This window comes from Nocardia sp. NPDC058519, assembly GCF_042719755.1.
In the GTDB taxonomy this organism is placed as follows: Bacteria; Actinomycetota; Actinomycetes; order Mycobacteriales; family Mycobacteriaceae; genus Nocardia.
The window spans coordinates 32,760-55,500 of sequence record NZ_JBHXNK010000023.1; the positions used below are offsets into that span (position 1 = coordinate 32,760).

The following is a 22,741-nucleotide window of genomic DNA, read 5'->3' on the forward strand; positions in this document are numbered from 1 at the left end:
GATCCCTAACCCCCGAACAGCAGATACAGCCCGGTGAACGTGAAGCCGACCATGGTCAGCATCAATGCCAGCTGGCCGGTCAGCCGGTGACGTGGGGGCAGAAGTAGCAGGCAGCGGTCGTGTGCGGCGGCGACGCCGAGGATGTGGCCGATCAGGACCGCGAGCACCTTGCAGGTGGCGAGCACACCCGGATGACTCGACAGCACGTAGGCGACGTCACGATCGGCCAGGCCCGCGATATTCCATCCACGGTCCAGCGGATCCGCGAACAGCAACACCGTCGCCTGCCCCTTCTCGAGGAGAAACGTCAGGTAATGGGCGATCAGATAGCCCGCCACGATCGGCGTGAGGCTGAGCGCCAGCCGCCGCGGGAGCAGCACTCGATCAGCGGGGGAGACACCGCCGGTGGCACGCGCGGCGACGGAGAACAGCCCGCCGACCACCCCGATGAAGACCAGCAGTCCGGCCGTGCGCGTCAGCGTCGGGTCGACGACCGGAGCCAGGTCGTCGACCAGTTCGAGCCACCGCGGGAAAGTGGAGAAGCTGTCGAAGGCGGTGGATCCGAGCAGCGTCGCCGCGACCGCGACAGATCCGGCGAGTCCGGGAGTCCCCGCGAGATTGTTCAGCGGCATCCGCAATACCGGCTGCCCCGCGCGGTCGCGGCCGTAGGGGCTCAGGTGTGCCAGCAGCGTGCTGTACACCTCGAGCGGATCGGCCCGCTCTGCCCAGACGGTGCCGAACAGCACGAGCCCGATCGAGGTCACGACCAGATAGCCGAGCAGCCAGGTCAGCACCGCGCCAACCGACCCCGGTGTGCGCCAAGCCAATTCCAGCCACACGAAGGAGAACAGGCCGATCACCGCCGGGAGGTAACCCCATTGCTCGCGATAGCGGAGAAGTCCGCGCTCGGGCGAGCGTCGCAGCAGCAGGCAGCCGAATCGATGGATCGCCCTGACGGGGGAGAGGATCTTCCAGACCGGTCCGGTCAGCAGGGACGCCACCATCACCCCGACCCAGACGCCGATGTACAGCACTCCTGGCACGGGATTCAGGGCCGGATCCGAGGAACCGAACACCGCGATGACGATCACGCAGGCGGTGACGAACACGCTCGCGGTGGCGATGACCGTCCGCGTCGCGCGGGCGTCGATCATCCGCCGTACCGGCGCGGGCAGTGCGAATCCCGGCGATTCGGGGTCGAGCCGGGGCCGGCGCCAGGTGAGGAACAGCAGCGCGAACGAGAAGGTCAGCGCCCACGCCGCACCGATCAACGCGTAGGTGAGTGGAATCGGCAGGTCCGCCGCGCCGTTGAGGCCGTGGGCGAGCACCGTCGAACTCACTGCCGGACCAGCAGCGTCGTCACCGTCCGTCCGAGGTGGTGCAGTTCGACCGCCACCTGGCTTGGCACCGTCACCGTGAAGCCGAACTCCTGGCCGGAAGCAGCGGCGACGGAAAAGGTGTGCGCGGGGGCGGAGTGGACATGCAGTTCGTCGGTGGTGTCACTGTCGACACGCAAGACGATGCGTTGCCCGACCTCGGCTTCGGTGCGTGTATTGGCCGGGGACACCGCGCCGTTCGCGATCCGAATGTCGATGATGAGGGCCGCACTCGCGGGTTCGTTGGTCCGCTCGCCCGATGCGCAGCCGACGAGCAGTGAACCCGCGGCGACCGTGAGTAGGCCGAACCGGAGCCGACGACGGGTCACGGGATCTCCTCGGTGCGGTCGTTCTGCCCGGATTCTGCTTGCGTGGAAGCATTTTCGCGTTTCTCCGCGCGCCGGTCGCGCATCGCGATGAACAGCACCAGCCCGACCAGCGCGACCGCGGGCAGGAAGGCCGGGATCGCCAGCAGGAGGGAATGGTCGGCGAGAAGATCGACATTCTCCTGGCGGATCAAGGTTCGACCGTTGCCTTCTGGTCCGGCGTGCTGCCGGCCGCCAGATAGCGGTCGTTGACCCGGGCGGCGCCCCACGCCATCGCCGCGATCAAAGCCAGGCTGCACGCGAGCACCACCAGGCCCGCGACGCTGATCAGCCAGGACGGATGGTCGAAGGACCGCTCGCGCTGCAGTACCGAGATCTCCTCGACGAACGGCCGCGTGAAGCTCGCGGGCGCGGGCACCTCCGCGGCACCGATACCGGGATCGAGCGGCATGAAGATCGGGAGCGCGGACTGCATGCGCCCGTCCTGCACGCGCAGCAAAGTCTTCCAGGTGCCGTGCACGGGGACGGGCCGGGTGGAAACGAAGTGGTCGTCGGCGACGCGACGCAGCCTGTCCACGACGAGGCCGTGGCCGGGGCTGTCATCGCCGGTGCCGCCTTGCCAGGACAGGATCTCCACCCATTCCGGATCGGAGCTGATCAGATCCGCGGGGGAGAGCCGGATGTCGGCGGTGACCATCCGCCCGCCCTCGGGATCGGCGTCGGTGAGCGTGACGGTCGCCGACGCGTTCTCCGGCACCCGGATGATCAGCCCGTTCGTGGTCGCCGCGGCCGCGATCACCACAGCGGCGACCACGATTCCACGCCGCACCGCGGGCTTGGGCAGTGCCTCGCCGCGCAAGACGGTGCCGAGCATCGCGCCGATCACACCGCCGGCCACGCCGACCGGCACCGCCATCGCGAGCAGTTCCAGCCACATCCCGCCGACCCAGGGATTGACGAACATCCGCTCGATCCACAGCGATTCGAGCCAGATGCCCACGGTCGCCACACCGAGCCCGGTGAGCGCACCCCACCAGAGCGGTCGGCGAATCAGCGGTAGGAGGGCGAGCAGTTCGACCACGATCGCGGCACCGAGGTAGAGCGGAAACACGTTGCGCGGCGCCTCGAATCCGGTGCCGACGAGGACCGCGACGATGTACCGCACACAGAAGGCGAAGGCCACCAGCAGCAGTGTGCTGAGTGGGCCCAGCGCCAACCGCGCCGAGATCAGCGCGATCGTGGCGGCGAAGACGATCAGCATCGGTTGCAGCACCAGCCGGAACTGCTCGACGCCGAAGTCGAACTCGACTCCGAACACCGACAGTCCGATGACCAGGCCACCGAAAGCGAAGGCCTGAATCACCCAGAGGAACCGCCCGTCGATCCGCTCGGGATCGGGCCGGTTGTATCGGCCTTCGAGTTCGAGCAGCAGCACGCCGATCAGCGACAGACCCGCGCCACCGATGAGCATCAGGTGGGTGGGCCCCCAGAGCGTGACATCCTGGCCGAACAGGCGATGCCAGATGTCGTCGAGCGGGAACCCGATCAGCGCGTACAAACCGGCACCCGCGATCAAGATGCCGCCGACGGGGGCGTACCAGTCGCGGGTGATCTTCACCGCGGCCCTGCCCGGCTTCTCGTCGAGCGGCAGGATGACGGCCAGCATCCCTGCCATGAAGAGGAAGAACAGGCCGACCAGGATGAAGTAGTGCGCCGGGTTGGCCAGCGGTCCGGCGTCGCGGCCCTTGCCCACGTGCAGGCTCACATCCCAGATGAAGCCGAGAAACGCGGTGAGGATGGTCGCGAGGAACATCGCGATCGGCAGCGCCACCCAGCCGGGACGGTTCATGATGCGACCGCTGAAGTCGGCCAGCCGCTGCAGCCAGGTGATGCGCCGCGTCCGATGCAGGTAGGCCACCCACAGCAGCACCGCACCGACCACGGCGGCAGCGCCGGTCATCAGGGCGACTTGATCGAGGGCAGCGCCACCGCCTTCGGTGCCCTGCGCGACCGGAATTATCGACGGATCGGTCATCACTGTGGCCACGGCGGTTCCTCCGATGTCGAAGCGTCCGGCTCTGCGGGGTAAAGAACAGTATCCCGAATTCCGCGCGGCACCGATACCCCGCGCCTCACCGCCGACAATTCGTTGAGTTTTGCTAACCGAAAGGTGAATAACGAATATTTCAAAATTGGGTGAAACAGATCCGCGCGTTGTTACGGTCGCCCTGCTCGTCCCCGAGGACGGGCCGAACAAGGAGACCGGGCATGAACATCAGCTCGATGATGCGCCGAATCGGCATCACCGCAATCACTTTCGCCGCGATAGCGGCGGCCACCCTCACCTTCACGCCGCATCGGGCGGCCGCCGCACCGGACCGAAATCCGATCCTGTTCGTGCACGGATGGCAAGGGGCGGACTGGAATTGGGACCTCATGGTTTCCCGATTCGGAGATGCCGGCTACAGCGCCGCCCACTTGCGCACCTTCAGTTACGACACCACGCAATCGAACAAGGTGATCGCCCAGGAAGTGAAAGCCGAGGCCGATGCGTTGCGGGCCGCCACCGGCGCCACCAAGATCGACATCATCAGCCACTCGATGGGCGGCGTCAACAGTCGCTGGTATCTGAAGTTTCTCGACGGCGCGCGTTATGTCGACGACTGGGTCTCCATCGGCGGACCCAACCACGGAACGGAAATCGCCTACGGCTGCTGGGACTACTCCTGCGAGGACATGCGACCCGGTTCGAGCTTGCTGACGCAGTTGAACAGCGGCGACGAAACCCCCGGCAGCGTGAAATACGGAAGCTGGTGGTCGCCCTGTGACGAGATCATCAACCCGGATGAAAGCGTCATCCTCAATGGCGCGGCCAACACCAGAACCGGCTGTATCGGCCACATTTCACTACTCGCCGCGATTACGGTCTTCACCCAAGTCCGCGACTTCGTCGCCTAGCTGCCTGGGCGAATGAGTACGGTCTCGATCCGCAGCGGTCGCTATGGATCGAGACCGCTACCCGGGCTGCTGGAGCTGCTCCCGGTACTGCTCGCCCCAGGTCTCCATCAGCTCGATGATCGGCACGAGACCGCGGCCGAAGTCGGTCAGGTCGTACTCGACTCGGGGCGGAACCTCCGCGTAGACGGCGCGGGTGAGTACGCCGTCGCGCTCGAGTTCACGCAGCTGCGCGGTGAGCATTCGCTGGGTCACATGCGGCATGGCGCGGCGCATCTCGTTGAACCGCGCCGTTCCCTCGCTCAGATGGAAGACGATCATGCCCTTCCACTTGCCGCCGATCACATCGAGGGTGACCTCGACCGGGCAGTCGAAATCGAGATCCTGCTTACGTTTCGCCATGCCACATCCTCGTCTACCGGCAAAGGTATGAAAAAGGGTACCGGGTAACAGAAATGTGCGTTCTTACGCGGATATTCCCCGTCGGGCAGGCTCGGTCCAGCAAGGCAACCCAGCCCCGACAGGAGTTTCAGAGATGGCCCAGCTACTTCAGCTCGATGCCAGCCCGCGCCGGTCGCGCTCACACACCCGCACGCTGGTCCGGGAGTTCGTCGACCGCTGGAGCGAGGGCAGGCCCGGTGACACGGTGATCCACCGCGACCTCGGCCACGAACCGCCGCCGCACCTCACCGAGGACTGGATCGCCGCCGCCTTCACCACCCCGGCGCAGCGCACCCCGCAGATGCGTGAGGTCCTGGCCTACAGCGACCATCTGGTGGACGAGCTGTTCGCCTCCGACGTGCTGGTGCTCGGAGTCCCCATGTACAACTTCGGGGTACCGGCGATGCTGAAGGCCTACATCGACCAGATCGTCCGGGTCGGCCGCACCTTCTCCTTCGACCCCGAGGCCGCGGCACCGTACACACCACTCACCTCCGGCAAGCGCGCCTTCGTCATCGTCGGCACCGGCGACGCCGGCTACGAGGCCGGCGGTGCTCTGGCGAGCATGAATCACGTCGAGCCGTACCTGCGCACGGCTCTCGGTTTCATCGGCATCGACGAGGTCGAGTTCGTCTACACGGGCAACGACGAATTCGGCGGCGAGCGCCTGCAACGGTCCCTCGAAGATGCCCGGAACCAGGTGGCCGACCTGACCGCCGAGCGCGAAGCCGCTGACGTAGTGGGCTGAATGTTGCGGCTCATTCCGGGCTGAACACCGAGACGGTATCGGGGCTGCTGTTGACGACATATGTTGCGCCAGAAGCAGAGTCGACCGCGATCGCGATCGGTTTCGCCCCGACATCGAGCTGCCTCGTCACCGTGCCCGCGGCAAGGTCGACAACAGAAACGCGGTTGCCACCTCTATCGGCCACATACAGCGTCCGGCCCTCCACGGCGAGGGCGCCGACAAGGTGGTCGACGTCGATGTCGAGGATCCGGGCATTCGACGTGCCGTCGACGCACCGCACCTTGGTGTTGTCATTGGGCGGCAGGTCGGAATACGTCGAATAGCACGCCGCACGCCGCTCGGTGCTGACCACGAGGTCCATCGGTGACTCGTCGACTGGAATTGCCGATGTCACCGCGCGAGTATCCGCGTTGATCACCGAGAGGGAACCGCCGTAGTTCGCGACATACGCCGAGCGAGTCCTGGCATCGATTCCGACCGTGCGCGGACGGGTCCCCACCGGAATCGTCGCGACTACGGCGGCACTGTCGGCGTCGATGATCGAAACGGTATCGGCCTCGGTGTTCGCTACCCAGACTGTGCTCGTCGTCGGGTCCACCGCGAGGCCGCCGGGATCACGCCCGACGGCTACGGTGGCGCGAACGGATCGATCGTCGATATCGAGAACGGCGACGGTATCCGAATCGGCCAGGGTGACGAAAACTCGGCCGAGTCCGACCGCCATGGCGATGGGAACGCCGTCCAAGGCGATGGACGCCACTACTGAATTGTCAGAAGTGTCGATGACCGCAACGGAGCGATCGGAAGCGATACTGACCCACGCTGTACGGGTTTCGGCGTCGATCGCGATCGCAGTCGAGGCCCCGGGCAGGGTGATCGTCGCCGTCGTTTCCACCAGCTCGACATTCGCACAGCCGCCGAGAACGAGTGCGCACAACACAAACCCGAAAAACGCACTGCCCCCGTGATCATGACTGAACACTCTCACACGAGTCCGGGCCTCGCGCTGTACTTCTGACGTAGGTTCAGCGAGTCGCGATGATCGCCGATCCATGACCGAAGAGCCCCTGATTCACCGCGATGCCCGCGCGGGCGTTCTCCACCTGGCGGCCGTCGGCCTGGCCGCGCAACTGCCAGGTGAGTTCGCAGATCTGCGAGATCGCCTGTGCGGGGATGGCTTCACCGAAGCAGGCAAGGCCGCCGCTGGGGTTCACCGGCACCCGCCCGCCCAATGTCGTTGCGCCACTGCGTAGCAGAGCCTCTGCTTCGCCCGTCTCGCAGAGCCCGATGTCCTCGTACCAGTCCAGTTCCAGCGCGGTGGAGAGGTCATAGACTTCCGCGAAGGACAGGTCGGCGGGACCGATACCGGCCTCTTCGTAGGCGGCGTGCGCGATGGCTGACCGGAACGTGCGTGACGGGGGCTCCACTGCCACAGCGGAATCCGTCGAGAAATCCGGCAGATCGAGCACCGTTTTCGGGAACGTCGGCGTGACCGTCGACAGCGCCGAGATGCGAACCGGATCAGCGATGCCGTGGCGACGTGCGTAATCCATCGACGTCAGCACCAATGCCGCCCCGCCGTCGCTGGTCGCGCAGATGTCGAGCAGCCGCAACGGGTCCGACACGACCGCCGAGGCGGCGATCTCCTCGACCGAGACTTCCTTGCGGTAGCGGGCATTCGGGTTGTTCAGGCCGTGCCTGGAGTTCTTCACCTTGACCGCGGCGAAGTCGTCGAGGGTGGCGCCGTGCAATGCCATGCGGCGGCGGGCATAGAGCGCGAAATAGATGGGGTTGGTGGCACCGAGCAGATGGAAGCGCAACCAGTCCGGGTCGTCACGGCGCTCGCCGCCGACCGGCTGGAAGAAGCCCTTCGGGGTGGTATCCGCGCCGACCACCAGCGCCACCTCGCACAGCCCGGCCAGGATCTGGGCGCGCGCGTTGGCGATGGCCTGTGCACCGGAGGCGCAGGCGGCGTAGCTGCTCGAGATCTGCGCACCCGACCAACCGAGCGCCTGTGCGAAAGTCGCGCCCGAGACGAACCCGGGGTAGCCGTTGCGGATGGTGTCCGCGCCGGCGATGTAGCCGACGTCGCGGTGGTCCAACCCGGCATCGGCCAGCGCCGCACGCGCGGCTACCAGGCCGTATTCGACGAAATTGCGGCCCCACTTGCCCCACGGGTGCATACCGGCCCCGAGGACGGCGATGTCGCGAGCATTCGTATCAGTCATTGACCGGCCTCCACATCCACACCGTGTGCTCTGCGTCCTCGTCTTCGTACAGCGTGCCGACGGTCAATTCGACCGGCATGCCGACGGCCAGGTCGTCCACCGTGAGACCGCGCACGACCTGCCCGAGAATCACCATCTGCTCGACCTCGAGCTCCACTGCCGCGACGACATAGGGCACGAACGGATCGGCCGAGACATAGGGCGCGGGCGGCTTGTATCGAGCGTCCGCGTACGACCAGATCCGGCCACGCGTGGAGAACAGGTACTCGACGAGCTCTGAGCCGTCATGCGCACCTGTGCATTGCGGATTGCGGCAGGCGAGCGTGTTCTTCGGGAAGTACGGCGTGCCGCAATCGTTGCAGCGAGTTCCCTTGAGACGTACTCGGCCGTCGTCCGCAGTGAACCAGTCAGCCACGGCGGGGCGTTGTTCTTTCTGCACGAGGCCGACGGTATAGGAACACGTTCTACTTTGGGGCGGAATTCCGTTCCGGCGCTGCTCGGGCGCAGGTACGGTGTGCGGATCGAGGATGCGATGACGTCGATCTGGAGTACCGCGCGATGGGCACCAAAGCTATTGACCCGCAGTCGATTCGCAACGTCACGATCATCGGCGATGTCGACGGGACGGCACGGGTCGTCCACCGCTTGCGCCGATGTTTCGGCGACACCGAGAACACGGTCCGCTGGTCGATGGACGGTATCGAGCACACCATTCGCGTCGCCGAGCTATCGAGCGACGCACTCGTCGCCGACCTGGAACGATCGATCCGCGTAGCCGACGGGGTCATCGTGGTCCTGAACGCCGCCGCGCACAGCACCCCGCGACTCGAAACCATGTTGCGCGTCGCCGACGACCACCAGGTCGCCCGCCTGTGCCTGGTCAACGGACTCGATCAACCCACCGCCGACTTCGACCGCTGTGTCCGCACGATCGCCGACACTCGAGGGGCCGCGCCGTTGCCACTGCAGATCCCCATCGGCACCGGCGCCGACTTCGACGATGTCATCGACCTGGTCCCGCTGGTGGCACTCACGGCAAACGAATCCATCGGAAGACACGGGAAAGCCGCCGAGCGGTGGTCCCGCCAACTCGTCGAGACGCTGACCGAACAAAACCCCACGGATTCGAACTCCCGCACCCTCCGAGCTCTGCACACCCGCATCCGCCACCACACCCGCAACGGCGACATCGTGCCCATCCTGTGCGCCACACCCCACGCGAGCGACGACATCGCCCCACTCCTGGACGCCATCGTCCGCTACTTGCCATCGCCCTTGTTCGTATGCCAGCCAGAACACGCCCTCGACTACTGACCGCCGCCGCTCCTCGGCGATTCAGAGATTCGCCCGCCGTGGTACGGAGTGATCTTCCCAGGTCGCCTGGCGGGATCGGCGGCATCGAAACGGCCGGGTGAGCGGGTCGCGTGAGTCGACATGCCGCTCGCACCTCCGCTACCGGTGGTTTCGCCTGAGCGCGGTCCAGTGCGTGAAAGATCCCGATGAATGGGATAGCCCGTATTTGAGTCGGGCAAATAGCTGCTTCTGTGAGACGCGACACCCCAAATTCCGGTTCTTCGGCATACCTGAATTGGCGTTCGCCACTATGAAAGGCATTCCCACCCATGCGAATCCGATCTCTTCGACTGCCCATTGCGGCGATGGCGGCCGCGGTCGCGGCCACAACCGTTACCACCGGCGTCGCGTCCGCCGATATCGACTTCGGAAGCTCCGGCAGCGGCAGCAGCTCCGGCAGCAGCGGCACAATGGTCATCACCCTGGTGCGCCATGCCGAGTCCCTCGGTAACACCTCCGGCCTGATCGACACCAAGGTGCCCGGACCCGACCTGACCTCACGCGGCCGGACACAGGCAGACAATCTGGCCATTCAGCTGGCCGACAAGAATTACGACTGCGCCTTCGCATCCAACATGGTGCGTACCGAGCAGACTGCGGCACCGACCGTCGCCGAGCAGGACCTGAGCCTCGACATTCAGCCCGGTTTCCGGGAGATCGAGGCAGGCCAGTACGAGGGCACCCCGGAGGCCCAGGCGCTGTCCGGGTACCTCCAGGCGCCGATCAAGTGGCTCGACGGCGACCTGAACGCACGGATTCCAGGCTCCATCGACGGCAACGAGTTCGACGGCCGCGTCGATCAGGCACTGCTCGATGTGCAGCGCCGCGGCTGCGCCAACCCGGTGATCTTCTCGCACGGCGGCACCATCATGTTCTGGTCGATGATGAACGCCGACAACGCCGACAAGAGCAAACTCGGCACCGATCCGATGCGCAACGGCGGCCGCGTCGTCCTCGAGGGCAGCCCGCAGAAGGGCTGGACGATCGTCGAGTGGGTCGGCCACCCGGACCTGGGCTGATTCACCCTTCCGCGCCCCGGATGTCACCGACACAATCGATGGCACCGGGGCGCGGTTGTATCTCAGCCCAGGTCCCCCATGGCGCAGTCGTCCACCTCGTATCGGCCAGTCTTGGCAAGCTCTAGGCAAGTTACCGGTTCGCGATATTCAGTCGCTGACCTGCGCAGCACAGCCCCGCTCGGCAGGTCACACAGCCACCTCCGGCGCGACGGCAGCGACCTTGGCGACCGCCTTGCGGGTGCGGTCCGAGTCGACACCGGCCACCACCGGGAGCGCTGCCCGCCACAACCGGGCCGCGTCCTCGTGTCGTCCGAGTTTCCAGCGCAGTAGTCCGGTCTCGATTTCACTCAGCGCCCGAATCCGGGTGTGCGTCTCCGGGTTCCAGGCAGCCGCGCTCATGTCCAATTGCCGTTCGGCCTCATTCAGATCACCGAGCGCGGCGAACGCCTTCGACGCCTGTCGGCTGACCGATGCCTTGTTCGGGCAGAACAGCGACAGCCAGCGAGGTAGTTCGGTCGTCGTGGTCGGGGTGAGCCACGGATCTATCCCGCGCAGCGTGTCCCGCGCCGCGCGATGGTCTCCGCCTTCGGCGTACATCCGAGCCAGCGCGGCATCGAATACCGCCATCGCATCCACGTCGACGTGACCGCGTGCACGCGATACCGCCCGCTCGGCCAGCTCGATGCTGTGCTGCGGCATGCCCACATCACCCGCGTGCAAGGCGATGATCCGCAGCACGAAACCATCCTGACCGGGCACGCCGGACTCTTCGGCCAGGCGCAGCGCGGCCAGGAAGTACCGCAGCGCGGCCCCGTCCGCGCCGACATCGTGCGAACTGAACCCGATCGCGTAGGCAAGTTCCGATGCCGCGCTGAATGCGTCGGCACGAACGTGAGCATCGGTGAATCGGGACCGGAGCAGGGCAGAAACGTCGGTCGACAGAAACGCCGTCATCGCAAGACGCCCGGACCCGCCGCCGCGCACTTCATCGAACCGGAGCAGGGCATCGGTCACGCCGCGCACCGCCGCCACGTCTGCCGCGCCGGTGCCGGTGCCGTCACCGATTACCGACAGGCGCGCGTGTTCGGGCATCGGGAGCAGGGCCGTGGCAGCGAGTGACGCGCTGTAGGCGGCGGAGCGGAGAAACCCCCGCCGGTCCAGGTCGGCACGGCCCAATGCTTCCGCCGTCGTCACCGCGTCCAGCGGGCCGCACGCACGTCGATACTCCGCCAGTACATCGGCGGTGGGTACGCGTCGCCCGGTCTCGTAATGGCCCAGCGCGGCCCGGCTGTAGGCCACTCGATCGGCCAGTTCGGTCAGGCTGAACCCCGCTGCCTCACGGGCCGCGCGGAGCTGTGCCCCGACGACGGCGGGGGGTGGGCCGGATTCCATACAACACACGGTAGCCGCGCGATGGGGCTGTAGACGCGCTGTAGCCGAAGAACGGATCTACCTGGCACCGGTCGGCGGAAAGCTTGGTCTCAGCCCCGCCGCCGGGTAGTGAACCGGCCCGGTACCGGTTCCCCGGCGGTGGGCGCACAACCCACCAGGGGGACCGATGAACGACGCGATCACACCTCGACTCGATGAGCTGACCGAACGGGCCGCGCTGCGCTCGATGGCGATCCGCAAGGCGCACGAACCGCCCTATGGCTGGGAGCTGTACAGCCCGTTCCGAGTGGTCGTCACGGGGTCGCTGGACAACGTGGCCGATTGGCTCACGGCGGCCGAAGCGCGCGACGATCAACCGCCGGTGCTGAACCCGGCAGGCGAGCGGGCGGACGGGTGATGACGGCGCTCGGTTTCGCTGTTGCGATCGGCCTGCCGCTGCTCGTGCTGTTCGGGGTGATCGTGTGGCCCGAACCCGTCGCGCCGGAGCACACGGTGGACGCGGTCCGGGCACGCCTCGAGGCGGAGACCGAAGGCCGTCGCGGTCACCGCCGACCGCCGCCGTGGTGATCGGCCGACCCGCTGTGAATGTTCGAACTGGTCTGCACGGGTGACGTGGGGGTTCGTCTCTGTTTGCCGCGCATGCCGAACTATTGAGATCGACCGGAACGGACCGACCAGAGCAGCTAGCGCGGGAGGCGGTCGAGATGGGGCGCGGTACGGACGCTGCCGATAGTCGTGGCCGGGGTGCGGTTGGTGGATGGGGTGAAGATGTTCTGGACACGATCGCCGTCGACAACACCCGGGTGTCGGCCGAAGCGCTGGGCGATGGCAGGCCGAGACCGACCCCGGCCTCCAGGCGTAGAGGCCGTTGCGGCAAGGAATTCAGCCACCCATCGAGCAGACCTGACCTCCACCGCCTGAGAAGGCAATGACCAGGCCATACCCGACCATCATCGTGATGATCCCGACGCTGCTCACGATCCGCCAGGGCCGGTCGATCCGATGGCGATACGCCCACAGGTACGTCAGCAGGAGAAGTCCGACAGCCAGCATGATGCCGGCGCCTGCCACCTGAAAGACCTGAGCAGTCCTGAACTCCGCATCGCGTAATGCTTTGCCGACACTGGGCGCGTCGCTATAGACGCCTCCCCCATAGGACCCATCGCAGTAGTCACCGCCCCCACGGGTGAATGCATAGCCGCCCAGGAAGATGGCCGGCCCGAGGAAGATCGAGGCCACGGTATATACCACCGCGAGCACAACCGGCCACCTACTGGCTCGGAGACCCTCCGCGCTCGACGACTCTTCCCCGCGCACCACCACCATACGAACACTCCCGTTCCCGGCCACAACACCACCATCGCCGACAGTATCGACAGATGCGATCAGGGGGCACCTCGAGCGGATCGGCCAAGAACCTGCCGAGCTGCCGGACCGTCACGACCTGAAGCGCGAAACCCAACCGGTTGTAGTCCCGACGCCGGCCTGCGACCAGCCGCCGGTCTTCGTCATCAAGGTGGAAGAACCGCTCCAGCTCAATACGGGACAACGCCCCGAACCGGCCGTAGCCGCCCTCATCGTCACCACGAAATGAAATCACCTGTAGGTCAACACCGCTCGATGTTCAGCGCTCAACGCCGGATCGGGCGGATCTGCTCCTCGACCCCGCGTCGATATCCCCCAACGTCATGGCGCACAGGGTAGTCCGGTCCTCATGCGCTGGAAGCGCGATTCGAACCCTGACCACCGGCACCGCGGGGCTCACAAGACCAATCCTGTCCGACCTGGCCTGCGTGCCAGCGTTGACGGGAGGTTCCGCCGCGCGGCGCCTCGCCGCATGCCGTGCGTTACGAAACTCCGCGCGCCGATTTGGGTCTGCCAGTTCTGTGGCTGACCTGCACGTTCCTCAAGTGATATCGGGGGAGTGGAGCCGGGCGAAAGAAACAGTGTCTGACATGCTGTTTCATAGGTGGGCGCAGAGGGGATCGAACCCCCGACCGCTGGTGTGTAAAACCAGTGCTCTACCGCTGAGCTATACGCCCTGGCACCGCCGGGGAGTACCGGCGGTGTCGGGTTATGAATCTAGCGCGGCGAGGGCTTTCTCCCAAGCCGCCTGGTCACGGGCTTGTCCGGGGCCGTTCATCTCCGCGAAAGTGATGTAGCCGGACTTGTCGACAACGAAGGTTCCGCGGTTGGGGTAGCCGGATTTCTCGTTGAAGACGTCGTAGGACTGGGTGACGGCGCCGTGCGGCCAGAAGTCTGACAGCAGGGGGAACAGGTAGCCCTGTTCCGCGGCCCAGATCTTGTGGGTGGGTGGAGGGCCGACGGAGATCGCGATGATCTCGGCGTCGTCGTTCTGGAACTTGGGCAGCTCGTCCCGGACCTTGCACAACTCGCCCTGGCAGATGCCGGTGAAGGCGAGTGGATAGAACACCAGCAGCACGTTCTTCTTGCCGCGATAGTCCGACAGGGTGACGGGCTGGTTGTTCTGGTCCTTGAGCGTGAAATCCGGCGCGAGAGTGCCAACCTCTAGCGGCATACTACGAATCCTCCGTCGTGTCGGGTCCCAGCCGGGCTCGCGAGCCCAACTGAGACCCTAGCGAACGGCGGATTCAGCGCTGTTTGGACGGTGCCTTCGGCTGAACGAGCCGTGAGGCCGTCCAACTGCCGAGGCTGATGGTGGATGTCTGGGTCAGGCCGGCCGTGGGTGCGGCTTCGGCGATCTCGCTCGGATCGACATGGCCCTGTTGACCGGTTTTGGGGGTGAGGACCCAGATGAAGCCTTCATCGGCCAGCGGGCTGATGGCATCCATCAGCTCGTCGGCCAGATCGCCGTCACCTTCTCGCCACCACAACAGGACGGCGTCGACGACCTCATCGGAGTCTTCGTCGACCATTTCGCCGCCGCTGACCTCCTCGATCTCGGCGCGCAATGCGTCGTCGGTGTCCTCGTCCCAGCCCAATTCCTGAACAACCAAGCCGTGAGAAATGCCAAGCTTCTGAGCGTAGTTCTGCGCGTCCGCCGCGGCGACCACGGTGGTGTCCTCCCTAAACTTCCGACAGTAAGATAGGTGCAAGCGAACATGGTTATCGGCCGCAGCGCAAGCTGATCGGATGAATTGGGACCGTATGCCGCGTGTCGGCAGGGCAAAATCGACCGTCTCAACAGGCGTCGTGGACTGCGGTGCGTGCCTGGTTGATGGCCCTGCTGGCTTCGTTGAGCTTGCCGACAGGTGAGTTGTAGGTCATCTTTCTGGTCTGCGCAGACAGCTCGCGCGCCGCGACGACATAGGCGGTGAACTTGTCGGCCAGCTCGGTCGGCAAGGCGCCCGCCGCGGCGACGACGCCCGACTCGACTTTGGTCGCCGCGTTGTCGAGGGTGGTAGCGGCGGACTCGCGCTTGGCGGCGTAGTCGGGGGCGTTGGTGTCGTGCGCGGAGACGAAGTCGTTGTAGGCGGTGACACCGGCACCGGTGGTGGTGGCGAACTGCCCGCAGTTGTCGGTGATCGCCCGATCTCGCGCGGCCGCGGCGCGCGAGGACGCGGCTGCCGACGACGACGCGGCGGCCGCGGTCTTGTAGGCGGCCACTTCGGCCGCGTCGGTCGTCGGTGTGCCGGGGATCTGCTCGGCGCAACCCGCTACCACCGAACCCGTGGTCACGGCGGCAAAGGCACAGATCAGCCCCAGTCGGCGCGCGTGCAGCACCCTCATCGTCCGGCGTTCCCTCTCACTCACGTGCGTGACTCGTATTTCCCCCGCAGAACCTACCTAATGGTATTCCCGCTGAGGTGATGACCTTGGCAGCCGTTTCGGTAAGGATGGGGGTGCACCCGAACCTTTCGTAACGGGTGGTCCGCACACCAAGCGGGCAGGCCCGGGGATAGCGACGCCGACCAAGCAGTTCAGCCCCCTTCACGAGGAGCAGATTTGACCGACCTGATCCACTCTGCAGCTTCCGACGATCCAGTCGCGACCTCCGCCGCCGGCGGTGAATCCACCACCAAACCCACCGGTGAACGGGTACGGGTCATCCGCGAAGGAGTGGCGTCGTATCTGCCGGATATCGACCCGGAAGAGACCAGCGAATGGCTGGAATCCTTCGACGACATGCTCGACCGGGAAGGCCCGGGTCGCGCCCGCTACCTGATGTTGCGACTGCTCGAGCGCGCAGGCGAACGCCGTGTCTCGATTCCGGCGCTCACCTCCACCGATTACGTCAACACGATTCCCACCGAGAACGAACCGTGGTTCCCCGGTGACGAGGAAGTCGAGCGCCGCTTCCGCGCCTGGATCCGGTGGAACGCCGCGATCATGGTGCATCGCGCGCAGCGCCCCGGAATCGGTGTCGGCGGCCATATTTCGACGTACGCGTCCTCGGCGGCGCTGTACGAGGTGGGTTTCAACCACTTCTTCCGCGGCAAGGACCATCCCGGCGGCGGCGACCACATCTACATCCAGGGCCACGCCTCGCCCGGCATCTACGCGCGCGGTTTCCTCGAGGGTCGCCTCAGCACGGACCGGCTCGACGGATTCCGTCAGGAATACAGCCACGGTGGCCTCGGCAAGGGCCTGCCGTCCTACCCGCACCCGCGGCTGATGCCGGACTTCTGGGAATTCCCGACGGTGTCGATGGGCCTCGGCCCGATGAACGCGATCTACCAGGCCAGGTTCAACCACTACCTCACCGATCGCGGCATCAAGGACACCTCCGACGAGCACGTCTGGGCCTTCCTCGGCGACGGCGAGATGGACGAGCCGGAGTCGCGCGGCCTGATCCAGGTGGCAGCCAACGAGGCACTCGACAACCTGACGTTCGTGATCAACTGCAACCTGCAGCGGCTCGACGGACCGGTGCGCGGCAACGGCAAGATCATCCAGGAACTGGAATCGTTCTTCCGCGGTGCCGGCTGGAACGTGATCAAGGTGGTCTGGGGCCGTGAGTGGGACGCGCTGCTCGGCGCCGACCGCGACGGCGCGCTGGTGAACCTGATGAACTCCACCCCCGACGGCGACTACCAGACCTACAAGGCCAACGACGGCGCGTACGTGCGCGACCATTTCTTCGGCCGCGATCCGCGCACAAAAGCGCTGGTGCAGAACATGTCCGACAGCGAGATCTGGAATCTCAAGCGGGGCGGCCACGACTACCGCAAGGTCTACGCGGCGTATTCGGCGGCGATGGCGCACAAGGGCCAGCCGACGGTGATCCTGGCCAAGACGATCAAGGGCTACACCCTCGGCAAGCACTTCGAGGGCCGCAACGCCACCCACCAGATGAAGAAGCTGGCGCTGCAGGACCTCAAGGACTTCCGCGATCTGCAGCGCATCCCGATCAGCGATGCCGAGCTGGAGAAGGACCCGTACCTGCCGCCGTACTACCACCCCGGCATGGACGATCCGTCGATCCAGTACATGCTGGCCCGGCGCAAGTCGCTCGGCGGTTTCGTGCCCGAGCGTCGCTCGCCCGCCGAGCCGCTGAAGCTGCCGGGCGACGAGGCCTACCGTTCGGTGCGCAAGGGTTCGGGCAAGCAGAAGGTCGCCACCACGATGGCGCTGGTACGCCTGGTCAAGGAACTGTTGCGCGACAAGGAGATCGGCAAGCGCATCGTGCCGATCATCCCCGACGAGGCCCGCACCTTCGGCATGGACTCGTGGTTCCCGACGCTGAAGATCTACAACCGCAACGGCCAGCTCTACACCTCGGTCGACGCGGAACTGATGCTCGCCTACAAGGAGAGCGCCGCCGGGCAGATCCTGCACGAGGGCATCAACGAGGCCGGTTCCACCGCGTCGTTCACCGCGGTCGGCACCTCCTACGCCACCCATGGCGAGCCGATGATCCCGCTCTACATCTTCTATTCGATGTTCGGGTTCCAGCGCACCGGCGACAGCTTCTGGGCGGCGGCCGACCAGCTGGCACGCGGATTCGTGCTCGGCGCCACCGCGGGCCGCACCACCCTCACCGGTGAGGGCCTGCAGCACAACGACGGGCAGTCGCTGCTGCTGGCGTCGTCCAATCCGGCGGTGGTGACCTACGATCCGGCGTTCTCGTTCGAGATCGCGCACATCGTGCGCGACGGTCTGCGCCGGATGTACGGCGGCGGCGAGGCACCGGCGAGTCAGCTGCCCGGCACCGACGTGCCCGCGGTCGGCACGTTCGGCGGGGAGAACATCTTCTACTACATCACCCTGTACAACGAGCCCTACCAGCAGCCGGCCGAGCCCGACGACCTCGACGTGGCGGGTCTGCTCAAGGGTCTGTACCTGTACCAGCGCGGTGGTGAGGGCGAGGTTCGTGCCCAGATCCTCGTCTCCGGCGTGACCGTGCCCGACGGGCTGCGGGCGCAGGAGATGCTGGCGCAGGAGTGGGGTGTGGCCGCGGATGTGTGGTCGGTGACCTCGTTCGGCGAGCTGCGCCGCGAGGCACTCGACAAGGAGATCACGGCGCTCAAGCACCCTGATTCCGATCCGGGTTCGCCCTATGTCACCCAGGCGCTGTCGGCCGCGCGTGGACCGGTGGTCGCCGCGACGGACTGGATGCGCGCGGTGCCCGATCAGATCCGGCAGTGGGTGCCCGGTGACTACATCACCCTCGGTACCGACGGGTTCGGCTTCTCCGATACCCGCACAGCTGCTCGCCGGGTGTTCAACGTCGACGCGCAGTCGGTGGTGGTCGCGGTGCTGGAGGGCCTCGTCCGGGACGGCACCTTCGACAAGGCCAAGGCGGTGGAAGCGGCCGCGAAATACGGCATCGACAGCGTGGCCGCCGCGCCGAAGCCCAGTGCGGACGCGGCAGAGGAACTCGCGTAGCGGACTATTGGACTGTGGAGCGCAAACCGCCGCGGCCCCGTCGGATCACCGAGGGCACCAGCGAACACGAGGTCTATCTGCCGACGGGGGCTTTGTCCCCGAACCGGCAGACCCGTGATCCGCTGCCCGACACGCTGCTCAAGCGGGTCAAGCAGTTCTCGGGCCGTCTCTCCACCGAGGCGGTGGGGTCGATGCAGGATCGGCTGCCGTTCTTCGCCGATCTGGACGCCGCGCAGCGAGCGGGCGTGCAGATGCTGGTGCAGACGGCGGTCGTGAACTTCCTGGAGTGGTTGCAGGATCCCGACTCCGATATCCGCTTCAGCCTGGACGCGTTCCAGGTGATTCCGCAGGATCTGGCGCGGCGGCTCACGCTGCGCCAGACCGTGGACATGGTGCGGGTGGCCATGGACTTCTTCGAACAGTGGCTGCCCGCGCTGGCGCGCAACGATCGTCAGCTGGTGGCGCTCACCGAGGCGGTGCTGCGATACGGGCGTGAGCTCGGCTTCGCGGCCGCCTCGGTGTACGCCAGCGCCGCCGAGTCGCGCGGTGCGTGGGATACCCGCCTGGAGGCCCTGGTGGTCGACGCGGTGGTCCGGGGTGACACGGGCCCGGACATGCTTTCCCGGGCCGCCACGTTGAACTGGGACGCCACAGCGCCCGCCACGGTGCTGGTCGGCACGCCCCCGCTGGACCAGGGTGTGTCCACGGTCGGCGCGGTGCACACCATCGCGACCAAACACGGCAGGGCCGCGCTGGCGGTGGTGCAGGGTGCGCGACTGGTGATGGTGGTCAGCGGGCACCTGGGGGAGTCGGGCATCGGTTCGCCGTTCCTCACCGATCTGCTGGCCGAGGTGTTCTCCGACGGTCCGGTGGTGATCGGCCCCACGATGCGCACCCTCGGCGCCGCGCACGCGTCGGCGATCGAGGCATTGGCGGGGATGGAGGCCGTTGTCGGCTGGCGCGGGGCGCCAAGGCCCGTTCACGCGACCGAGTTGTTACCGGAACGCGCGTTGCTGGGCGATAGAGCTGCGATAGAGGCGTTGAACGAGTATCTTGTGCTCCCGTTGGCCGCTGCCGGATCTTCGTTATCCGACACACTCGACGCGTACCTGGATTGTGGTGGAGCAGTAGAAACTTGCGCTCGGCAGCTGTACGTCCATCCAAATACCGTTCGGTACCGACTCAAACGAATCGGCGAAGTCACCGGCCGTGATCCGATGAATCCACGCGACGCGTATGTGCTCCGAATCGCAGCAACAGTGGGCCGTTTGACACGAACGCATAACGAATCATCTCCTCCTATCACAGAAACCCCACCCGTCCCACTGGCTCACGACCCCCTGTAACGGGATTGGCGAATCGGTCGATCCCGACACCCCACCTCGGATTTTGTGGGACCCCTACAAAAGCGATCGGAAAGCTTCATTCGCGCCGACATCTCGTGCGGCGGGGGTCACAGTGTTGTCTTAGGGAGTGATCGCGTTGCTCACCCCTGGACAGGGGTCCCAGACACCCGGCATGCTCACGCCGTGGCTCGCACTTCCCGGTGCGACTGATCGCCTCGAGCTCTGGTCGAAGGCCGCAGGCCTCGATCTGGTCCGTCTCGGTACCACCGCGACGGCCGAGGAGATCGTCGACACCGCGGTGACGCAGCCGCTCGTGGTCGCCGCCGCCCTGCTCGCGTTCGCCGAAATCGCCCCCGGGTCGATTCCGGCGGATACAGTCGTCGCCGGACACTCGGTCGGCGAATTCGCCGCAGCCGCTGTCGCCGGTGTCATCACCGCCGACGAGGCAGTCGCCCTCGCCGCCATCCGCGGCCGGGAGATGGCGAAGGCGTGTGCGCTGGAGCCGACCGGCATGTCCGCGGTGCTCGGTGGCGACGAAGCCACCGTGCTCGCACGGCTCGCCGAACTCGATCTCGTCCCGGCCAACCGCAACGCGGTCGGCCAGATCGTCGCAGCGGGCCGCCTGGAAGCTCTGGCGGAGCTCGCCGCGAACCCGCCGGAGAAGGCACGAGTCCGCGCGTTGCCCGTCGCCGGTGCGTTCCACACCATCTTCATGGCCCCGGCGCAGGAAGCTGTCGCCGATGCCATCGCCCAGATCTCGCCGAGCGACCCGATCCGGACGCTGCTGTCGAACTTCGACGGACAACCGGTCGCCTCGGGCGCCGACGCGATCGAAAAGCTCGCCGCTCAGGTCACTCGCCCCGTGCGCTGGGACCTGTGCAACGAGACCGTTCGCGCCGCGGCCGTCTCGGCCGTGGTCGAGCTGCCGCCCGCGGGCACGCTGGTCGGCATCGCGAAGCGGGAACTGAAGGGCACGCCCAATCTGGCCCTCAAGACCCCCGAAGACCTCCCCGCGTTGGTCGAACTGACCACCTCGGGCTAGCTTTCCCCCGGCGGCCGTGCACAGCGAAGTGCAGGCCGTTCACGACCCTACAAATAGAAACAAGAAGGGAGCCACCAAAGTGGCCGCTCTGACCCAGGAACAGATCGTCGAAGAACTCGGCAAGATCATCGAAGAGGTTACGGGTATCGAACCCTCCGAGGTGACCCTCGAGAAGTCCTTCGTCGACGACCTGGACATCGACTCGCTGTCCATGGTCGAGATCGCTGTGCAGATGGAAGACAAGTACGGCGTCAAGATCCCCGATGAGGATCTGGCCAGCCTGAAGACTGTCGGTGACTCCGTCGCTTACGTCCAGAAGCTCGAGGCCGAGAACGCCGATGTCGCCGCCGAGCTCAAGGCCAAGTTCGACAGCGCCGGCGAGTAGGGCCGAACTTTGACCACTCCTGCTCCCAGCACTTTGAACGGGAACTTCCCCAACGTCGTCATCACGTCGATGGCGGCGACCACGTCGATCGCTGGTGATGTCGATGCGACGTGGAAGGGACTCCTCAACGGTGAGAGCGGAATCGACGTTCTCGAGGATCCTTTCATCGAGGAATACGACCTGCCGGTGCGAATCGGCGGTCACCTGAAGGTCAGCCCCGACACCCTGTTGAGCCGGGTCGAGATCCGCCGCATGGCGTATGTCGAGCGCCTGGCGACCGTTCTCGGTCGTGAGGTGTGGAAGAACGCGGGCAGCCCTGAGGTCGACAACGACCGTCTCGGCGTCGCGATCGGCACCGGACTCGGCGGCGGCGACGCCCTGATCGACTCGGTCGACAAGCTGAAGAACGGTGGCTATCGCAAGATCTCGCCGCTGGCTGTTCAGATGGTCATGCCGAACGGTCCGTCGGCGGTCGTCGGTCTCGAGCTGAAGGCCAGGGCGGGAGTGGTCACTCCGGTCTCGGCGTGCTCGTCGGGTTCGGAGGCCATCGCCAACGCGTGGCGGATGATCGTGATGGGTGACGCCGACATCGTCGTCACCGGTGGTGTCGAGGGCTTCATCTCCGATGTGCCGATTGCGGCGTTCTCGATGATGCGCGCCACGAGCACCCGCAACGACGACCCGAAGGGCGCGTCTCGGCCGTTCGACAAGGACCGAGATGGTTTCGTCTTCGGCGAAGCAGGCGCACTCATGGTCGTCGAGACCGAGGAGCACGCCAAGGCGCGCGGGGCGACCATCCACGCACGCCTGCTGGGTGCGGGCATCACCTCCGACGGGTACCACCTGGTGGCGCCTGATCCGGAGGGAACCGGTGCAGGACGCGCCATGCAGCGCGCGATGCGAACCGCCGGATTGTCCCCGCGTGACATCGCGCACGTGAACGCTCATGCGACCGCGACTCCGATCGGCGACCTCGCCGAGAAGAACGCGATCCATTACGCCGGGGTGCAGCACGCTTCGGTGTACGCGCCCAAGTCGGCACTCGGTCACTCGATCGGTGCCGTCGGCGCCCTCGAGTCGATCCTCACGGTGCTCTCGATTCGGGACGGCATTGTTCCGCCGACGCTGAACCTGGACAACCAGGATCCGGCGATCGATCTCGATGTGGTGCACGGGGAAGCCCGTCGCCAGGAAATCGAGTACGCGATCAACAATTCCTTCGGTTTCGGTGGGCACAACGTCGCGCTCGCCTTCGGTCGGGCATAAGCCGCCGACTGCATTCCGATCCCCGGTGGGGGTCGCGCCAACTGAATGGTTCGA

The 22,741-nt window shown here is 66.1% G+C and carries 25 protein-coding genes and 1 tRNA gene; 11 read left to right on the top strand and 15 right to left on the bottom strand.

The window, feature by feature from the left end:
• Positions 1-5 precede the first annotated feature (5 nt).
• The 4 genes from ACFWPK_RS23810 to ACFWPK_RS23825 are packed head-to-tail and all read right to left on the bottom strand — an operon-like array spanning position 6 to position 3,737.
• The gene (locus ACFWPK_RS23810; protein ID WP_378919203.1) at positions 6-1,340 is read right to left on the bottom strand and encodes a hypothetical protein; all 1,335 of its coding nucleotides are present in this window, start codon (positions 1,338-1,340) and stop codon (positions 6-8) included.
• A complete protein-coding gene (locus ACFWPK_RS23815; RefSeq protein ID WP_378919205.1) occupies positions 1,337-1,705 on the bottom strand; it encodes a hypothetical protein in 369 nt (122 codons plus the stop codon). Before ACFWPK_RS23815 ends, ACFWPK_RS23810 begins: the two co-directional genes overlap by 4 nt.
• The gene (locus tag ACFWPK_RS23820; protein WP_378919367.1) at positions 1,702-1,893 is read right to left on the bottom strand and encodes a hypothetical protein; all 192 of its coding nucleotides are present in this window, start codon (positions 1,891-1,893) and stop codon (positions 1,702-1,704) included. Before ACFWPK_RS23820 ends, ACFWPK_RS23815 begins: the two co-directional genes overlap by 4 nt.
• The gene (locus ACFWPK_RS23825; RefSeq protein ID WP_378919369.1) at positions 1,893-3,737 is read right to left on the bottom strand and encodes a hypothetical protein; all 1,845 of its coding nucleotides are present in this window, start codon (positions 3,735-3,737) and stop codon (positions 1,893-1,895) included. Before ACFWPK_RS23825 ends, ACFWPK_RS23820 begins: the two co-directional genes overlap by 1 nt.
• 248 nt (positions 3,738-3,985) lie before the next feature.
• Between ACFWPK_RS23825 and ACFWPK_RS23830 the strand changes: the two genes are divergently transcribed.
• Entirely contained in the window at positions 3,986-4,660 is a 675-nt protein-coding gene (locus tag ACFWPK_RS23830) for an esterase/lipase family protein (protein ID WP_378919207.1), read from the top strand.
• A 57-nt stretch (positions 4,661-4,717) separates the two neighbouring features.
• Here ACFWPK_RS23830 and ACFWPK_RS23835 read toward each other — a convergent pair whose 3' ends face one another.
• Positions 4,718-5,059, bottom strand: coding sequence for a winged helix-turn-helix transcriptional regulator (locus ACFWPK_RS23835; protein WP_378919209.1), 342 nt, complete (start codon positions 5,057-5,059; stop codon positions 4,718-4,720).
• Between the two features lie 133 nt (positions 5,060-5,192).
• On the opposite strand from ACFWPK_RS23835, the gene ACFWPK_RS23840 reads away from it, so the two are divergent.
• A complete protein-coding gene (locus tag ACFWPK_RS23840) occupies positions 5,193-5,846 on the top strand; it encodes an FMN-dependent NADH-azoreductase (RefSeq protein WP_378919211.1) in 654 nt (217 codons plus the stop codon).
• A 10-nt stretch (positions 5,847-5,856) separates the two neighbouring features.
• On the opposite strand, the gene ACFWPK_RS23845 is transcribed toward ACFWPK_RS23840, so the two are convergent.
• From ACFWPK_RS23845 to ACFWPK_RS23855, 3 genes are all read right to left on the bottom strand, one after another.
• A complete protein-coding gene (locus ACFWPK_RS23845) occupies positions 5,857-6,606 on the bottom strand; it encodes a YncE family protein (RefSeq protein ID WP_378919213.1) in 750 nt (249 codons plus the stop codon).
• A 265-nt stretch (positions 6,607-6,871) separates the two neighbouring features.
• Positions 6,872-8,074 carry a lipid-transfer protein gene (locus ACFWPK_RS23850; protein WP_378919215.1) on the bottom strand — a complete coding sequence of 401 codons (1,203 nt, stop codon included), beginning with the start codon at positions 8,072-8,074 and terminating at the stop codon, positions 6,872-6,874.
• A complete protein-coding gene (locus ACFWPK_RS23855; protein WP_358186827.1) occupies positions 8,067-8,513 on the bottom strand; it encodes an OB-fold domain-containing protein in 447 nt (148 codons plus the stop codon). Before ACFWPK_RS23855 ends, ACFWPK_RS23850 begins: the two co-directional genes overlap by 8 nt.
• A 119-nt stretch (positions 8,514-8,632) precedes the next feature.
• Between ACFWPK_RS23855 and ACFWPK_RS23860 the strand changes: the two genes are divergently transcribed.
• Together ACFWPK_RS23860 and ACFWPK_RS23865 are read left to right on the top strand one after the other, a co-directional pair.
• Complete coding sequence (locus ACFWPK_RS23860; protein WP_378919218.1) at positions 8,633-9,388, top strand: GTP-binding protein; 756 nt, start codon at positions 8,633-8,635, stop codon at positions 9,386-9,388.
• Between the two features lie 308 nt (positions 9,389-9,696).
• The gene (locus ACFWPK_RS23865; RefSeq protein ID WP_378919220.1) at positions 9,697-10,446 is read left to right on the top strand and encodes a histidine phosphatase family protein; all 750 of its coding nucleotides are present in this window, start codon (positions 9,697-9,699) and stop codon (positions 10,444-10,446) included.
• Positions 10,447-10,632: 186 nt separating this feature from the next.
• Here the strand turns inward: ACFWPK_RS23865 and ACFWPK_RS23870 are convergent, their stop codons facing one another.
• Positions 10,633-11,838: a helix-turn-helix domain-containing protein gene (locus ACFWPK_RS23870; protein ID WP_378919222.1), complete on the bottom strand. Its 1,206-nt coding sequence runs from the start codon at positions 11,836-11,838 to the stop codon at positions 10,633-10,635.
• Between the two features lie 166 nt (positions 11,839-12,004).
• Here ACFWPK_RS23870 and ACFWPK_RS23875 point away from each other — a divergent pair, with 166 nt between their 5' ends.
• A complete protein-coding gene (locus tag ACFWPK_RS23875) occupies positions 12,005-12,235 on the top strand; it encodes a hypothetical protein (protein WP_378919224.1) in 231 nt (76 codons plus the stop codon).
• Positions 12,235-12,405 carry a hypothetical protein gene (locus tag ACFWPK_RS23880; RefSeq protein ID WP_378919226.1) on the top strand — a complete coding sequence of 57 codons (171 nt, stop codon included), beginning with the start codon at positions 12,235-12,237 and terminating at the stop codon, positions 12,403-12,405. The genes ACFWPK_RS23875 and ACFWPK_RS23880 overlap by 1 nt, the downstream gene beginning before the upstream one ends.
• A gap of 315 nt (positions 12,406-12,720) precedes the next feature.
• Here the strand turns inward: ACFWPK_RS23880 and ACFWPK_RS23885 are convergent, their stop codons facing one another.
• The 6 genes from ACFWPK_RS23885 to ACFWPK_RS23910 form a co-directional block, all read right to left on the bottom strand.
• Positions 12,721-13,098 (bottom strand): hypothetical protein, encoded by a 378-nt coding sequence (locus ACFWPK_RS23885; RefSeq protein WP_378919228.1) that lies wholly within the window; start codon positions 13,096-13,098, stop codon positions 12,721-12,723.
• 10 nt (positions 13,099-13,108) lie between these two features.
• Complete coding sequence (locus ACFWPK_RS23890) at positions 13,109-13,438, bottom strand: DUF4158 domain-containing protein (protein WP_378919230.1); 330 nt, start codon at positions 13,436-13,438, stop codon at positions 13,109-13,111.
• A 370-nt stretch (positions 13,439-13,808) separates the two neighbouring features.
• A tRNA-Val gene (locus ACFWPK_RS23895) sits at positions 13,809-13,880 on the bottom strand.
• A gap of 32 nt (positions 13,881-13,912) precedes the next feature.
• Positions 13,913-14,377, bottom strand: coding sequence for a peroxiredoxin (locus ACFWPK_RS23900; protein ID WP_056821170.1), 465 nt, complete (start codon positions 14,375-14,377; stop codon positions 13,913-13,915).
• Positions 14,378-14,450: 73 nt separating this feature from the next.
• The gene (locus ACFWPK_RS23905; protein ID WP_056821168.1) at positions 14,451-14,873 is read right to left on the bottom strand and encodes a DUF3052 domain-containing protein; all 423 of its coding nucleotides are present in this window, start codon (positions 14,871-14,873) and stop codon (positions 14,451-14,453) included.
• 127 nt (positions 14,874-15,000) lie between these two features.
• Positions 15,001-15,549 carry a hypothetical protein gene (locus tag ACFWPK_RS23910; protein WP_378919232.1) on the bottom strand — a complete coding sequence of 183 codons (549 nt, stop codon included), beginning with the start codon at positions 15,547-15,549 and terminating at the stop codon, positions 15,001-15,003.
• A 216-nt stretch (positions 15,550-15,765) separates the two neighbouring features.
• On the opposite strand from ACFWPK_RS23910, the gene aceE reads away from it, so the two are divergent.
• The 5 genes from aceE to ACFWPK_RS23935 all read left to right on the top strand — a co-directional run bounded on the left by aceE (position 15,766) and on the right by ACFWPK_RS23935 (position 22,687).
• Positions 15,766-18,648 carry a pyruvate dehydrogenase (acetyl-transferring), homodimeric type gene (aceE, locus tag ACFWPK_RS23915; protein ID WP_378919234.1) on the top strand — a complete coding sequence of 961 codons (2,883 nt, stop codon included), beginning with the start codon at positions 15,766-15,768 and terminating at the stop codon, positions 18,646-18,648.
• A gap of 44 nt (positions 18,649-18,692) precedes the next feature.
• Complete coding sequence (locus ACFWPK_RS23920) at positions 18,693-19,994, top strand: PucR family transcriptional regulator (RefSeq protein ID WP_378919370.1); 1,302 nt, start codon at positions 18,693-18,695, stop codon at positions 19,992-19,994.
• A gap of 127 nt (positions 19,995-20,121) precedes the next feature.
• On the top strand, positions 20,122-21,036 hold the full coding sequence (locus ACFWPK_RS23925; RefSeq protein WP_378919236.1) for an ACP S-malonyltransferase: 915 nt from the start codon (positions 20,122-20,124) through the stop codon (positions 21,034-21,036).
• A gap of 79 nt (positions 21,037-21,115) precedes the next feature.
• On the top strand, positions 21,116-21,421 hold the full coding sequence (acpM, locus tag ACFWPK_RS23930; protein WP_056821158.1) for a meromycolate extension acyl carrier protein AcpM: 306 nt from the start codon (positions 21,116-21,118) through the stop codon (positions 21,419-21,421).
• 9 nt (positions 21,422-21,430) lie between these two features.
• Entirely contained in the window at positions 21,431-22,687 is a 1,257-nt protein-coding gene (locus ACFWPK_RS23935) for a KasA/KasB family beta-ketoacyl-ACP synthase (protein ID WP_378919238.1), read from the top strand.
• Positions 22,688-22,741 lie beyond the last annotated feature (54 nt).

What these genes read in the sequence shown, in the direction of transcription:
- ACFWPK_RS23840 (WP_378919211.1), top strand. Translation starts at nt 5,193, where the DNA reads ATGGCCCAGCTACTTCAGCTCGATGCCAGCCCGCGCCGGTCGCGCTCA.
- ACFWPK_RS23825 (WP_378919369.1), bottom strand. Translation starts at nt 3,737, where the DNA reads ATGACCGATCCGTCGATAATTCCGGTCGCGCAGGGCACCGAAGGCGGT.
- ACFWPK_RS23860 (WP_378919218.1), top strand. Translation starts at nt 8,633, where the DNA reads ATGGGCACCAAAGCTATTGACCCGCAGTCGATTCGCAACGTCACGATC.
- ACFWPK_RS23870 (WP_378919222.1), bottom strand. Translation starts at nt 11,838, where the DNA reads ATGGAATCCGGCCCACCCCCCGCCGTCGTCGGGGCACAGCTCCGCGCG.
- ACFWPK_RS23830 (WP_378919207.1), top strand. Translation starts at nt 3,986, where the DNA reads ATGATGCGCCGAATCGGCATCACCGCAATCACTTTCGCCGCGATAGCG.
- ACFWPK_RS23850 (WP_378919215.1), bottom strand. Translation starts at nt 8,074, where the DNA reads ATGACTGATACGAATGCTCGCGACATCGCCGTCCTCGGGGCCGGTATG.
- ACFWPK_RS23865 (WP_378919220.1), top strand. Translation starts at nt 9,697, where the DNA reads ATGCGAATCCGATCTCTTCGACTGCCCATTGCGGCGATGGCGGCCGCG.
- ACFWPK_RS23910 (WP_378919232.1), bottom strand. Translation starts at nt 15,549, where the DNA reads ATGAGGGTGCTGCACGCGCGCCGACTGGGGCTGATCTGTGCCTTTGCC.
- ACFWPK_RS23835 (WP_378919209.1), bottom strand. Translation starts at nt 5,059, where the DNA reads ATGGCGAAACGTAAGCAGGATCTCGATTTCGACTGCCCGGTCGAGGTC.
- ACFWPK_RS23875 (WP_378919224.1), top strand. Translation starts at nt 12,005, where the DNA reads ATGAACGACGCGATCACACCTCGACTCGATGAGCTGACCGAACGGGCC.
- ACFWPK_RS23900 (WP_056821170.1), bottom strand. Translation starts at nt 14,377, where the DNA reads ATGCCGCTAGAGGTTGGCACTCTCGCGCCGGATTTCACGCTCAAGGAC.
- ACFWPK_RS23880 (WP_378919226.1), top strand. Translation starts at nt 12,235, where the DNA reads ATGACGGCGCTCGGTTTCGCTGTTGCGATCGGCCTGCCGCTGCTCGTG.